Raw genomic sequence first — 13,170 nt, 5'->3', positions numbered from 1 at the left:
GAGGTGTTTTAATATGGAAGTAAAGCTCCATGATATCGGGGAAGGGATGTCAGAAGCAGAAATCAATTGTTTCCTTGTCAAACAAGGTGATTTTGTGCGGGCGGATGAGCCCCTGGTCGAGGTTCAGACCGATAAAATGACAGCAGAAATACCTGCGCCAAGAGCGGGCATAGTCCGTGAGTTTGCGGTAAAGCCAGGGGAGACGGTAGAAGTTGGGGCAGTACTGCTTCTGCTGGAGCCGGAAAACAGCCGCCAAGCAGCAATTGAAGAGGGATCACATGCTGGCAAACAAGCGAAGAGAATCCTCGCATCACCTTACACAAGGAAGCTTGCAAGAGAAAATGATATAAACATAGATGATATTGAAGGATCAGGTCCTGGCGGAAGAGTGGTGGACACCGATATTTTCAGGATGGCCGGACAAGGTGATGTGTCTGCAAGGGAAAAAGAGTCCGGGAAGATAAAAAAAGATGCAGAGAGACCGGTAGCCGCTCATGATTCTGCCATCTCTTACTCCGGACGGCGGAAAATGACTGCCGAGAAGATGGTTCAGTCGCTTTCCCTTATTCCTCATTGCACCCATTTTGAGGATGTGGATGTCACAGAGCTTTCCGTATTCCGGGAAGAGCTCAAAAAGCAGGAAAAGCAAGTGACGATGACAGCTTTTTATATAAAAGCTTTATCAATGGCTCTCAAACGCTTCCCTGTGTTTAACAGCAGGCTTGATGAGAAGGCTGGACTGATCCATTTGCTGCCGGAGCACCATATTGGGGTGGCCGTCAATGCGGAGGATGGCCTTATCGTGCCGGTCATCCGGAATGCGGAGGAAAAGACGATTGCCGAAATCGCAGAGGATCTGCAGAATTTGACCAGGAAGGCGCTGGATGGCAGGCTGTTGGCAAAGGAAACGGCCGGAGGCACTTTCACGGTAAGCAATGTGGGGCCATTGAACGGCAGCACCGGCGCCACCCCGATCATCCTGCACCCGCAGACAAGCATTATTTCCTTGCATAAGACGAAAAAAATGCCGGTGGTCGATAAGGACGATCAGATTGTCATCCGCTCCATCATGAAGCTTTCCATGTCATTTGACCACAGGATAGCAGATGGCGCTGCTGCTGTCGGTTTTACTAACCGTTTTGCGGAACTGATCGAGAATCCCAAACTGATGCTATTGGAGCTGGTGTGATGGTAGTAGGGGAACTGGCTTATGAAAAGGATGTTGTGATCATTGGAGGGGGACCCGGCGGCTACCAGGCAGCCATCAGGGCGGCACAGCTAGGCAGAAAGGTCACGCTGATTGAAAAAGCGGATCTTGGCGGTGTGTGCCTCCATAAGGGGTGCATTCCTTCTAAGCTTTTTGCCGAAGCTGCAGACCGGATCAGGAAGATAAAGGCTGCGGGTGAATACGGCATTGAACTGTCTTTTTCCGCTTTCCAGCTGGAAAAGCTCATGAATGAAAAAGACCGGAAAACAGCACAGCTGAAAAAAGGAGTTGAAGAGCTGTGCAAAAGCAATGAGATTGAGCTGGTGAAAGGCAATGCCTTTTTTCTCTCAGCTGACCGGATGGGCATTGAAAATGGCGAAGCATATCAGGTATTCCGCTTCAAACACTGCCTCATAGCAACCGGAAGCACACCAATTTGGCCACACGATAATTCCCCGCGTTCCGAAAAGCTTTTGGACTGCTGGTCTGTATTTTCCCTGAAAAAGCTTCCTGATGAGCTCATTATTTACGGGAGCGGCTATATCGCCCTGGAAATGGCCATGAGCTTTCAGGCTTTCGGGGCCAGGACATCAATTATGCTGGATCAGGAAAAAGATGATTTTGGATTTGATGCGGCTGTGAATAGGGAGATCGGCAGAATCTTGAAGAAAAATAGAATCAAAGTTTATCGCGGGGCAAAGCTCCTGTCTGTAGAAGAAAGCGGTTCGGGTGTCGAGATTAATTATGAACTGGGCGGAGAAAATAAGCAGCTGAAAGGAAGCTGTTTCTTAACTGCAGCCGGCTTCCGGCCCAATACTGCCAATCTGGGGCTTGATAGAGCGGGAGTGGAAATAGACACAGCGGGATTTATTAAGATAGACCAGCAAGGGAAAACCTCTGTCAGCCATATTTTTGCAGCTGGGGACGTGGCAGACGGACCGCCGCTCGCATCAAAGGCAATCAGACAGGGAAAGGCTGCAGCCGAAACGATTGCCGGTTTGAAAACGGAGGCTGACTTGCGTTTTGCCCCTGTTGTCATCCATACCCAGCCGCCTATTGCTTATGCAGGTCTGACGGAGCAAGAGGCACTGGAAGCGGGTTATAAAATAGACACGGGAATCTTTCCTTTTTCTTCCTTGGGCTATGCAAGTGTGAAGGGGAGCAGGGAAGGAATGGCCAAAGTGATTTTTGAAAAGGAAACAGGCTTTCTTTTAGGCGTTCATATGATAGGAGATGGCGCACAGGAACTGATTTGTGCTGGTGTCTCTTTGCTTGAAATGGCTGCCAGGGAAGAAGATATGCTGTTTCCTGTGTATGCTCATCCAAGTTCAGCAGAAGCCCTGCTGGAAGCGGTAGAATCTCTTAAAGCGAGAAGCATCCATCTGCCTGCTAGGGAAAAAGTGAAAACATAAGAAATGCTTTACAGCAGCAGAGCTTCACACTGCGCTCTTGCCTGAAGGAAAAGAAATATTTTAAGATAAATCTGAAAATTAAAACAGTTGGAGGGATTAGGATGGAACAAAGAACGGTTTCGCCATTACAAAAGGCAGAAGAAATTTTTCCGGTCAAGGAAGTCGACTATCTTGAAATTTATACAGGCAATGCCAAACAGGCCAGCCATTACCTCTGCACATGCTTTGGCTTCAAGCCTGTCGCTTATTCAGGGCTTGAGACAGGAAACAGGGAGACAGTGTCATATGTACTGCAGCAGCGAAAAATCAGGCTGGTAGTGACAGGCTCGCTCACAGAGGAAACAAAGGTGGCTGCTTTTGTGAAGAAGCACGGTGACGGGGTCAAAGATATCGCCCTTGCTGTTGATGATGTTGAAAGTGCTTACAAAGGTGCGGTAGAGCGCGGCGCAATTGAACTGGTTCCGCCATTTGAGCTGGAGGATGACCATGGCAAGCTCAAAAAGGCGGTGATCGGTACATATGGAGATACCATACACACTTTGGTGGAACGGAATCATTATAAGGGTGCCTTTATGCCGGGTTATGAGCCATATGAAACGAAGGCCCCATTCGAGGATGCCGGCTTCATCGGCATCGATCATGTGGTCGGAAATGTGGAAGAAATGGAAGAATGGGTGAACTATTACGCCAATGTCATGGGATTCAAGGAAATGAAGCATTTCACCGATTCTGACATCAGCACAGAATATTCCGCACTCATGTCCAAAGTGATGCATAACGGCGGAAGAATCAAGTTCCCGATTAATGAACCGGCAGAAGGGAAAAGGAAATCGCAAATCCAGGAGTTCCTGGAATTCTATAATGGGGCAGGCGTACAGCATTTGGCCATCCTAACAGAGGATATTGTCCAGACGGTATCTGTCCTCAGAAAAAATGGGGTTGAATTCCTTGATACTCCTTCTTCCTATTATGAGATGCTGTCTGAGAGGGTCGGCCAAATAGACGAAGAGATTGATAAGCTGAAAGAGCTCAGCATTCTGGTAGACAGGGATGATGAAGGCTACCTCTTGCAGATCTTTACAAAGCCGGTCGTCGACAGGCCTACTTTATTCATCGAAATCATCCAGCGCAAAGGAGCAAGAGGGTTTGGCGAAGGCAATTTCAAGGCGCTGTTCGAGTCGATTGAAAGAGAGCAGGAAAGACGCGGAAACCTGTAATTCTTATAAACAGAAAGGGGGTTCTCCTATGGATCGGATTTTAACGAAGGAAAGCATCAGGGGAATCACCCCTTATCCTTTAGGGATAGCTGCAGAAGAATTAAAAGAAAAATACAAGCTTTCCCGCATCAGAAGCCTTGCAGACAATGAAAATGCATACGGCTGCTCAAAGCTAGTCAGTTTAGCCATGAGCAAACAGGCCGGAAACCTCTCCCGCTACCCTGATGGGGCATGTTCAGCGCTCAAACGGACATTGGGCAATTTCCTCAATCTGCCTTCTGAGTATATTTCAATCGGCAACGGTTCCGAGGAACTCATCAGGCTCCTGGCAAGAGCCTATATCAGTGAAGGTGATGAAGCAATCATGGCAGACCTTACCTTTCCCAGGTACAAGGCAAATGTCGTGATTGAAGGCGGAAAGGCTGTCGAAGTCCCGCTTAAAGATGGCTTACACGATCTAGTAGAGATGGGCAGCCGCATTAGCTCCAGAACAAAGATGATCTTTATCTGCAATCCAAACAACCCGACAGGTACAGCTTTATGTAAAGAGGCTATTCAGCAATTCATCGCTGCTGTACCGGCACATATACTTATCGTTCTGGATGAAGCCTATTATGAATATATGAACCATGAAAAAAGGACTGAGGCAGAAAAACTGCTTACCTTCCACGATAATGTTGCAGTATTGCGGACATTTTCAAAAGCATACGGGCTTGCAGGGCTCCGGGCAGGATATGGAATGATGCATCCATCCATCATAGCAGAGCTGGATAAGGTAAGGGAGGTATTCAATGTGAATGCCCTCTCACAGGCCGCAGCCATAGCAGCGCTGGAGGATCAGTATTTTGTCAGGATGAGTGGAGAAAAGAACAGAACGGAAAGAGAAAGAATGCGCGGCCGTATTCAAGAGCTTGGATTCATGTGTTATGCCTCAGAAGCTAACTTTCTTTTCATTCAAGGGGCACTTGCTGAAAAGCTCATGGAATCAGGCATCATCGTCAGGAAATTTACTCATGCAAGCTTTCAGGGAGAGGCTGTCAGATTAACAATCGGTACAGAGGAAGATAATGATGCAGTTCTTGAAGCTATTGGCCAGGCCGTGAGGGGGAGGAGAGTGTAAAAGTGGAAATCCCGGTGTCTTCCCTATCCTGGCAGGAGGGGTACAAAATCCTGTCAGGATCCATTCTTCCCCGTCCCATCGCCTTTGTGACGACCATGGACAACAGCGGCAACGTCAATGCAGCACCATTCAGCTTTTTTACAGCCGTCTGTGCGAACCCCCTGCTTGTATGCTTTTCCCCTATGCGAAAGGGAACAGACGGAAAGAAAAAAGATACACTTCTTAATATTGAAGAAACCGGGGAGTTTGTCATCAATATCGTCAGCAGAAGTATGGCAGAGAAAATGAATATATGTTCAGCGGATTATGCACGTGAAGTAAATGAACTGGAAATGGCGGGGCTGGAGCAGGAAAGAAGCGCTAGTGTGAAGCCGCCGAGAATTAAGCGTTCCCAAGTCCAGCTTGAATGCACTCTCCATCAGCTCCTGCACTTTGGAGACGGTCCAGGGTCTGGAAGCCTGGTGATTGGCATGGTTAGGCATGTGCAGGTGAATGATGACCTGTATCATAATGGGAAAATCGACACTGAAAAGCTGGATCCGGTTGGAAGGCTGGCGGGACATATGTATACTGGCCCGCTTGCAGATGTTTTCGAGATTATCAGAAAATCAGATCCGGGGTGATGGAATGAAGTTCATAACCTTTCAAAAACAGGATGGATCGGTCAGGTCCGGCTGGCTGGAGGGCACTGCTGCTGTTGATATGCATGAAGCTTCGAAGGGAATCCTCCCAAAAACATTATTGGCCTTTTTAGAAAATCATCCATTTTTCATGGAGCAGATTGAGTCACATCCTGAATGGAAAGAATCGGGCAGCGGTGCTTACCCTTTGGAGGAAGTAACACTGAAGGCTCCGCTTCCATGCCCAAAAAGCTTCCGTGACTTTTATGCTTTTGAGGAGCATGTCAAAACAGCCCGGGAAAACAGGGGCCTGGAAATGGTTAAAGAATGGTATGAGCTGCCGGTATTTTATTTTTCCAACCATCTATCCATAAAAGGGACAGGTGAGCCTATTACTCTGCCTGCCGGCTGCAGCAAGCTGGACTATGAATTGGAAATTGCCTGCATCATCGGCAAAGAAGGCCAAAATATCTCTGCCAAAGAGGCGGACGGATATATTTTTGGATACTGCATCTTAAATGACTGGAGTGCCAGGGATATTCAAAGAAAAGAAATGAAGGTCGGTCTTGGACCGGCAAAAGGAAAGGATTTTGCCACTTCGATCGGCCCTTATATTGTGACAAAAGATGAGCTGGAGAGCTATCGGATGGACAATGGGTATGATTTGGATATGACAGCGAAAGTGAACGGGATCCTGCTGTCAGAAGGAAATCTTAAGGATATCTATTATTCATTCAGTGAAATGATAGAGAGGGCTTCAGAGAATACCACACTTTACCCTGGGGAGCTGATTGGTTCTGGTACAGTAGGGACCGGCTGCATCCTTGAGCTCGGGGAAGATGTTCACCGCTGGCTTAAGCCCGGCGATACGGTAGAGCTGGAAATCACGGGTCTTGGCAAGCTGTTCAATACGATTTCAGACTGAAAGGGGGAGAAGGCTTGTACTACAGGCAAATGGGGAGGATCCCGCACAAACGCCACACGATGTTTAAAAAAGAAGATGGGTCCCTTTTCAGGGAGCAGGTCATGGGAACAAAGGGCTTTTCGGGGACTCAGTCAATTTTGTATCATCATTTTATGCCGACAGAAACAGAAGAGGTATCCCTCTCAGGCAGCTATCTTCCAGAATATGAGGAAATGGCGGCACTTAAACACCGGCATCTGCTGACGGAGAACATCAAGCATGGAGGAAATGCCCTTCAAGCAAGGGAATATCTGCTTGGAAACGATGATCTGCTGATCGCTTCGGCTAATATCTCAGAAAATATGCAGGATTATTACCGGAACAGCGATGGAGATGAGATGTACTATATCCATTATGGAAACGGCATGTTTGAAACGATGTTCGGGACAATCAGCTATGGGCCGGGGGACTATATTGTCATTCCGATCGGCACGATTTTCAGGATCATTCCGGAAAAAGACACAAAGGCACTTATTGTTGAATCATTCAGCCAGATTACGACTCCAAAAAGGTACAGAAATGAGTACGGACAGCTGCTTGAGCACAGCCCATTCTGCGAGCGTGATATCCGCGGCCCTGAAAAACTGGAGACCCATACAGAAAGAGGGCCTCATAAGGTAGTCACAAAAACGAGGGGCCATCTTCATGAACATATTCTTGCCCATCATCCTCTTGATGTCGAGGGGTGGGACGGGTATCTATATCCATGGGCCTTCAATATTTCCGATTTTGAGCCGATTACAGGCCGTGTCCACCAGCCGCCGCCAGTCCACCAGACATTTGAAGGGCATAATTTTGTTGTCTGCTCATTCGTCCCGCGATTATATGATTATCATCCGGAAAGCATCCCGGCACCCTATTACCACAGCAATGTGAACAGTGATGAGCTTTTATATTATGTCGAAGGGAATTTCATGAGCCGAAAAGGGATCAAGGAAGGCTCCATCACCCTTCATCCCGGAGGAATCCCGCACGGCCCTCACCCGGGAAAGACAGAGGCAAGCATTGGCAAAAAGGAAACACTGGAGCTGGCTGTTATGATAGATACTTTTAAGCCTTTAAAGGTTGTGAAGAAGGCAAGGAAATATGAAGATGAAAATTATATGTATTCCTGGCTGGAGAAGTGAGGGAAGTGGTGTTTTTTTAAAAAATGTACGGACTGTATGCTATATGTGTACAGTCTGTTTTGTTTGAGGATGGGGCTGTTGCTTTGCGTTCCAGGCACTTCGCTTTCCGCGGGGCGGCAAAGCTGAGCTTCCTCGCCGCTGCCGCTTCTGCGGGATCTCAGCTTTGCCGCTGCAATCCCGCAGGAGTCTACGTGCCTTCCTCTCCAAGCAACAGGGTTTTTAAAATTTATGTGCAATAATACCGTTGCAAGCTAAGAGTTTCTATTATTTTTCGCAATCCTAACTCTCTTTTTATATCCTTTGGAAACATTATTAAGTTCAACATCCGTACCTTGATAGTTTTCCCGACTGTTGCCAAGAAGTTCTATATCTAGATAGCAACAACACTAAACTTCCCTTAGCTCCAGCAGACATTTCTTTATCCAGCCTAAGCCTTCTGCCTGCCTCTATAAATAGCCTCCCTCAGTTCCAGAGCATAGGGTTCAAGGTTTGGCATGCCCATCTCGCGGGCCATGCTGATTTCTTTTTCAATATCATAAGGAAGGCGGACCATTTCGATTGAAAAAGGGGCCGGCTCTTCCGAAAGATATGTACCATGCAGGATAACAAAAGAGGCTTCCGGCACATCAAGCGGATTGCCGACGCTTCCAGTGTTGAACAGGACCTTTTTGGGATCAATCGGCTCCAGCATAGCAGCATGGATATCTCCATACCCGACTACGTCAGGAATGATTTCCCTTTTATCTTCGTCAATGAAATCGCTTGCCCCGAACATAGCCTCCCGTTCCTCAATCGGGTGGCGCATCGGCACTACCCGGTGGTAAATGCTTTTAGCGGAAGCATGAAAAAGTCTGATATATTTTCCGCTCATCATAAAGTCATGATGAAAAGGAAGGGTACCTAAATAGTCCATTCCTTCCTTGCCGATTTGTTCCTGATGCCATTGAAGATCAGGAAAATCGGCCGGCTTCTGGATAAAGTCATCCCAATTTCCGCGCACAACTACTTCACATTTTTCTTGAACCCGCGCTATCGCTTTCTTTGAATGCGGCCCTTTCCCGACGAGGTCGCCTAGACAAAAGATCCGGTCGATCTTCCGCTCCTCTAAATAACCCAGCACCCGATCGAGTGCAGTGATATTTCCGTGTATATCTGAAATTACTGCAATGCTCATTCGTTCATCTCCCTTTGCTGCATCTCATTCTAATAGTTTCGCTTTTTCCATAAAAAAAACCTCCCAAAACAAGAAGATTCCTGTTCGGAAGGTGCAGTATATTTATTCAAAATGCCAGACGACAGCAACGGTGCCTTCCCCGGCATGCACAGCAATTGTTGAACTGATTTCCCCGATGAAGGTACCCATTTCAGGAAACCTGGTTAAAATCTCTTTTTCAATTTCCTGTGCTTTTTCAAGGACATTGCCATGCATGATCTGTACTTGTTTTATTCTGTGTTTCTCTGCAGATTCTTCAAGAAGCTCTATCATGCGCCGTACGGCTTTTTTCTCCGAACGCACCTTATCAAAAAGCTGGAATTCTCCATTCCGGTCAACGTGGATAATCGGCTTTACTTTTAGTATGCTTCCCAGGAGATACTGAGTCCCGGACATTCTTCCGCCCTTGTAGAATTGGTCAAGATTGCCCAGCAGAATATAATTCTCAAACTGATTGGCTTCAAGCCTTAGTGTTTGGGCAATTTCTTTCCAGTCCGTATCTTGGGATTGAAGCTCGATCCCCTTATTCAGCAGGCCGGTAATGATATAAGACATCATCTTTGAGTCTACTGTTTCAACTGGAAAGCCTGCTATCTCTGCGCCCTGCATGCAGCTGTTCAGGGTGCCGCTCAATTTGGAAGAGATGTGGACAGCGATTGCACAGTCATAATCAGCTTTTAATTTTTCAAACAGCTCGGCGAATTTGCCGACAGAAGGCTGTGATGTTTTCGGAACTTCTTTTTCAGCTTTTAGTTTCATATATAAATCATCAGAGGATAAATCGATCCCATCCTCAGAGGTGCCCGATGAAAATGCAATGGTAAGAGGCATTACATAAACATCCTGATGCTGCTCAAGCTCCTTGGTGATAAATGCTGTGCTGTCTGTAATCCAAGCAATTCGTTTATTTGTCATTTAACATATCCTTTACAGAAAGATTGTAGTGCTGTTGTAAGCCATTTCATTATACACGAACTTCTCTATGAATGTTTCAAAAGTTTTGTGAACGCCAATGGTAACTTTAAACAAAGGAAATAGCAATATTCTATAGGAAGAAAAAGGAGAATTCAGCAGGTAGCTAGAATTATATATTCAGAATATTCTTTAAAAGGAGGATTGCCCGAATGCATATGAAAAACATATCAGCTGTTGTAACTGGCGGTGCATCAGGACTGGGCGAGGCTGCAGCAAGAAGGATCATAGAGAAGGGAGGCAGGGTTTGCATTGTTGATATGTCCGGTGACAAGGGCAGCAGCATTCAAAAAGAGCTTGGCAGCAGCTGCCTGTTTGTCAAAGCAGATGTTACAGATGCCCATCAAGCGTCCGAAGCTTTCAACTCAGCCATTGAGAGGTTTGGTAGCATAAACGTATGCATTAACTGCGCAGGCATTGCAGCGGGTCAAAAGGTAATAAGCAAAAGGGGGGTACATGATCTCGAATTATTCTCAAAAGTAATATCAGTCAATTTGATTGGCACCTTCAATATGATCCGGCTGGTTGCAGAAAAGATGAAGAATAATGAACCAGATGAAGGAGGGGAAAGAGGAGTCATTATCAGCACCTCTTCTGTTGCTGCCTTTGAAGGGCAGGTCGGGCAGGCAGCCTACAGTGCTTCCAAAGGAGGCGTGGCAAGCATGACCCTTCCGATTGCCAGGGAACTGGCTGAATACGGCATTAGGGTGATGGCAATTGCCCCTGGCCTGTTTCATACTCCCATGTTTGATTCTTTGCCTGAGGAAGCAAAGTCTGCACTTGGCAAAACGGTCCCGTTTCCCCGCCGTCTTGGCTTTCCAGAGGAATTTGCTTTGCTGGCACAAAGTATAATAGAAAACCCGATGCTCAATGGAGAGACCATCCGGCTTGACGGGGCAATCCGCATGCAGCCGAAGTGAGATATTAATTATTGATGTAAGCGTTTTCCAAGGGGGAGGAGCATGGTTATAAAAACAGGATTTCTTAAAGAGGAACATCAGATTTTTCAAAAGGCCTTAAAGAAATTTCTGGAGAAGGAAGCCTATCCCTTCTACGGTCAATGGGAGCAAGAGCGGCTTATACCAAGGGATTTCTGGAGGAAGATGGGAGAGCAGGGTTTTCTCTGTCCTGATTTAGATGAAGTATACGGAGGCAGCGGAACTGACTGGGGTTTTTCCGTCGTTATTAATGAAGAATTGGAAAGAGTTGGTTCAGGACTGGTTGGTATAGGCCTGCATAATGACATAGCCGTGCCCTATATTTCTGAATTTGGCTCTGAAAAACAGAAGGATAAGTGGCTCCCCAAATGTGCTTCCGGTGACATTATTACAGCGATTGCGATGACAGAACCTGGTGCAGGTTCCGATCTTGCAGGGATCAGTACGACAGCTGTTGACGAAGGTGATTATTACCGTCTCAACGGGCAAAAAACATTCATCACAAATGGGATGCACGCCGATCTGGTTATTGTCGCCTGCAAAACAGATCCTCAAGCGGTCCCCAAATATAAGGGAATCAGCCTGCTTGCGGTAGAGAGGGGATGCAAGGGTTTTTCGAGGGGGAGAAAACTGGATAAAATCGGCCTTCATTCTCAGGATACGGCTGAGCTAATCTTTGAAGACTGTCTTGTTCCTAAAGAAAATCTGATTGGAGAAGAAGGGCAAGGGTTTCAATATATGATGAAAAAGCTGCAGCAGGAAAGGCTTGTAGTTGCCATTGCTGCACAAGCTGCTTCTGAAGTCATGCTGGAGCTTACATTATCTTATGTGAAAAGCAGGGAGGCCTTCGGCAGACCGGTCGGAAATTTCCAGAACACCCAATTTAAAATGGCAGAAATGGCCACTGATATCGAGATGGGAAGAAGCTTCCTCGACACCTTAAATAAGGAGCATATGGAAGGCAAGGATATCACGCAAAAAGTTTCTATGGCTAAATGGAAGCTGACTGATAATGCCAGAAGGATAGCAGCTGAATGCCTTCAGCTTCATGGCGGCTATGGATATATGGAAGAGTATGAGATTGCAAGAAGGTACAGGGATATTCCGGTTGCGAGCATTTATGCCGGTACCAATGAAATCATGAAATCCATCATAGCCAAAGGGCTTGGCCTTTAGGAATATGCTGATAGAAAGGAGATTGGCCGATGAGGGAAGCTGTTATTGCTGAAGCTGTGCGGACGCCGATAGGAAAGAAGAATGGCGTACTGAAGAATATAAGGCCAGATGAGCTTGCAGCTTTCATATTAAAAGAGCTGACTGAGAGGGCGGGCCTCAATCCTTCTTTAGTTCATGATGTCATCATGGGCTGTGTCAGCCAAACCGGTGAGCAGGCAGGTGATATAGCGAGGATTGCCTCTTTGATTGCCGGATTTCCTGTTGAGGTACCTGGTGTATCCATTGACAGGCAATGCGGTTCAAGCCAGCAGGCAGTCCATTTTGCAGCGCAGGCAATACTCGCGGGGGATATGGATATCTTCATAGCCGGCGGAGTGGAGAGCATGTCCCGTGTTCCGATTGGCAGCAGCTTTCAGGGAGCCAAATTAAGTGAAAATCTTAAAAGGAAGCATGAGATGATCCACCAGGGCCTTTCAGCAGAGAGAATGGCAGAAAAATACGGATTCTCCAGACAGCAGCTTGATGAATATTCTCTTGAAAGCCACGAGAAAGCGCTGAAAGCACAGGCAGAGGGCAAATTCCAAAGTGAGATTGCCCCAATTAAGGCGCTGCAGGATGATGGGACAATGTTTATTGCATCAGAGGATTCCGGACCGCGGAAGGACACATCACTTGAGCTGCTGGGAACCTTGAAGCCGGCATTCATGGAGAATGGCAGGATCCATGCAGGCAATTCCAGCCAGATAAGCGACGGGGCAGCTGCCCTTTTGATCATGTCAAGGGAGAAGGCAGAGAGTCTTGGGTTTCGTCCGAGATTCCGTATCCTTACAAGAACGGTGGTAGGATCAGATCCGACCCTAATGCTGACAGGGCCGATTCCGGCAACGGAAAAGGCGCTGCAAAAAGCAGGGCTCTCAATCGGGGATATTGATATATTTGAAGTGAATGAAGCCTTTGCTTCAGTGCCTCTTGCGTGGCTGAAGGAGACTGGAGCCGATCCGGCTAAGCTGAATCCAAACGGCGGAGCCATTGCACTCGGCCACCCGCTCGGCGCAAGTGGCGCAAGGATCATGACAGGGCTGATCTATGAACTGGAAAGGACAGGAGGGAGGTACGGGCTGCAGACAATGTGCGAAGGCTATGGAATGGCAAATGCGACCATCATAGAACGCTTGTGACAGACTGGTAAGGTGCTGATAAATAT

At 47.1% G+C, this 13,170-nt stretch carries 12 protein-coding genes; 10 read left to right on the top strand and 2 right to left on the bottom strand.

Annotated features, from left to right (window positions below; all coding sequences use genetic code 11):
• Positions 1-13: 13 nt before the first annotated feature.
• The 7 genes from ABU165_RS19010 (at position 14) to ABU165_RS18980 (ending at position 7,667) form a co-directional block, all read left to right on the top strand.
• Positions 14-1,189, top strand: a complete 1,176-nt coding sequence (locus ABU165_RS19010) for a dihydrolipoamide acetyltransferase family protein (protein ID WP_148949520.1) — start codon at positions 14-16, stop codon at positions 1,187-1,189.
• Entirely contained in the window at positions 1,189-2,619 is a 1,431-nt protein-coding gene (locus ABU165_RS19005) for a dihydrolipoyl dehydrogenase family protein (RefSeq protein ID WP_009790881.1), read from the top strand. Before ABU165_RS19010 ends, ABU165_RS19005 begins: the two co-directional genes overlap by 1 nt.
• 101 nt (positions 2,620-2,720) lie before the next feature.
• On the top strand, positions 2,721-3,836 hold the full coding sequence (gene hppD, locus ABU165_RS19000) for a 4-hydroxyphenylpyruvate dioxygenase (RefSeq protein ID WP_009790882.1): 1,116 nt from the start codon (positions 2,721-2,723) through the stop codon (positions 3,834-3,836).
• A 28-nt stretch (positions 3,837-3,864) separates the two neighbouring features.
• Complete coding sequence (gene hisC / locus ABU165_RS18995) at positions 3,865-4,956, top strand: histidinol-phosphate transaminase (protein ID WP_224951922.1); 1,092 nt, start codon at positions 3,865-3,867, stop codon at positions 4,954-4,956.
• A 2-nt stretch (positions 4,957-4,958) separates the two neighbouring features.
• On the top strand, positions 4,959-5,579 hold the full coding sequence (locus tag ABU165_RS18990) for a flavin reductase family protein (RefSeq protein WP_318060577.1): 621 nt from the start codon (positions 4,959-4,961) through the stop codon (positions 5,577-5,579).
• Between the two features lie 4 nt (positions 5,580-5,583).
• Positions 5,584-6,501, top strand: coding sequence for a fumarylacetoacetate hydrolase family protein (locus ABU165_RS18985; protein WP_318060576.1), 918 nt, complete (start codon positions 5,584-5,586; stop codon positions 6,499-6,501).
• Between the two features lie 29 nt (positions 6,502-6,530).
• Positions 6,531-7,667: a homogentisate 1,2-dioxygenase gene (locus tag ABU165_RS18980; RefSeq protein ID WP_306010247.1), complete on the top strand. Its 1,137-nt coding sequence runs from the start codon at positions 6,531-6,533 to the stop codon at positions 7,665-7,667.
• A 427-nt stretch (positions 7,668-8,094) separates the two neighbouring features.
• Here ABU165_RS18980 and ABU165_RS18975 read toward each other — a convergent pair whose 3' ends face one another.
• Both ABU165_RS18975 and ABU165_RS18970 read right to left on the bottom strand, forming a co-directional pair.
• Positions 8,095-8,841, bottom strand: coding sequence for a metallophosphoesterase family protein (locus ABU165_RS18975; protein ID WP_318060575.1), 747 nt, complete (start codon positions 8,839-8,841; stop codon positions 8,095-8,097).
• A 102-nt stretch (positions 8,842-8,943) separates the two neighbouring features.
• Positions 8,944-9,795: a DegV family protein gene (locus tag ABU165_RS18970; protein WP_318060574.1), complete on the bottom strand. Its 852-nt coding sequence runs from the start codon at positions 9,793-9,795 to the stop codon at positions 8,944-8,946.
• Positions 9,796-10,004: 209 nt separating this feature from the next.
• Between ABU165_RS18970 and ABU165_RS18965 the strand changes: the two genes are divergently transcribed.
• From ABU165_RS18965 to ABU165_RS18955, 3 genes are read left to right on the top strand one after another with little or no spacing between them, the layout of a single operon-like run.
• Positions 10,005-10,772 carry a 3-hydroxyacyl-CoA dehydrogenase gene (locus tag ABU165_RS18965; protein ID WP_009790890.1) on the top strand — a complete coding sequence of 256 codons (768 nt, stop codon included), beginning with the start codon at positions 10,005-10,007 and terminating at the stop codon, positions 10,770-10,772.
• Positions 10,773-10,814: 42 nt separating this feature from the next.
• Positions 10,815-11,966, top strand: coding sequence for an acyl-CoA dehydrogenase family protein (locus ABU165_RS18960; RefSeq protein WP_276537406.1), 1,152 nt, complete (start codon positions 10,815-10,817; stop codon positions 11,964-11,966).
• A gap of 29 nt (positions 11,967-11,995) precedes the next feature.
• Positions 11,996-13,144, top strand: a complete 1,149-nt coding sequence (locus tag ABU165_RS18955) for a thiolase family protein (protein WP_318060573.1) — start codon at positions 11,996-11,998, stop codon at positions 13,142-13,144.
• Positions 13,145-13,170: the final 26 nt, after the last annotated feature.

Source organism: Cytobacillus sp. T106 (assembly GCF_040492155.1).
GTDB lineage: Bacteria > Bacillota > Bacilli > Bacillales > Cytobacillaceae > Bacillus_AB > Bacillus_AB infantis.
Note: the sequence above shows the minus strand (reverse complement) of the source record. Positions and strands in the feature narration are given on the sequence as shown.

Bases quoted from the DNA above. Each gene is read 5' to 3' on its own strand.
- ABU165_RS19010 (WP_148949520.1), top strand. From the start codon at position 14: ATGGAAGTAAAGCTCCATGATATCGGGGAAGGGATGTCAGAAGCAGAA.
- ABU165_RS19005 (WP_009790881.1), top strand. From the start codon at position 1,189: ATGGTAGTAGGGGAACTGGCTTATGAAAAGGATGTTGTGATCATTGGA.
- hppD (WP_009790882.1), top strand. From the start codon at position 2,721: ATGGAACAAAGAACGGTTTCGCCATTACAAAAGGCAGAAGAAATTTTT.
- hisC (WP_224951922.1), top strand. From the start codon at position 3,865: ATGGATCGGATTTTAACGAAGGAAAGCATCAGGGGAATCACCCCTTAT.
- ABU165_RS18985 (WP_318060576.1), top strand. From the start codon at position 5,584: ATGAAGTTCATAACCTTTCAAAAACAGGATGGATCGGTCAGGTCCGGC.
- ABU165_RS18980 (WP_306010247.1), top strand. From the start codon at position 6,531: ATGGGGAGGATCCCGCACAAACGCCACACGATGTTTAAAAAAGAAGAT.
- ABU165_RS18975 (WP_318060575.1), bottom strand. From the start codon at position 8,841: ATGAGCATTGCAGTAATTTCAGATATACACGGAAATATCACTGCACTC.
- ABU165_RS18970 (WP_318060574.1), bottom strand. From the start codon at position 9,795: ATGACAAATAAACGAATTGCTTGGATTACAGACAGCACAGCATTTATC.
- ABU165_RS18965 (WP_009790890.1), top strand. From the start codon at position 10,005: ATGCATATGAAAAACATATCAGCTGTTGTAACTGGCGGTGCATCAGGA.
- ABU165_RS18960 (WP_276537406.1), top strand. From the start codon at position 10,815: ATGGTTATAAAAACAGGATTTCTTAAAGAGGAACATCAGATTTTTCAA.
- ABU165_RS18955 (WP_318060573.1), top strand. From the start codon at position 11,996: ATGAGGGAAGCTGTTATTGCTGAAGCTGTGCGGACGCCGATAGGAAAG.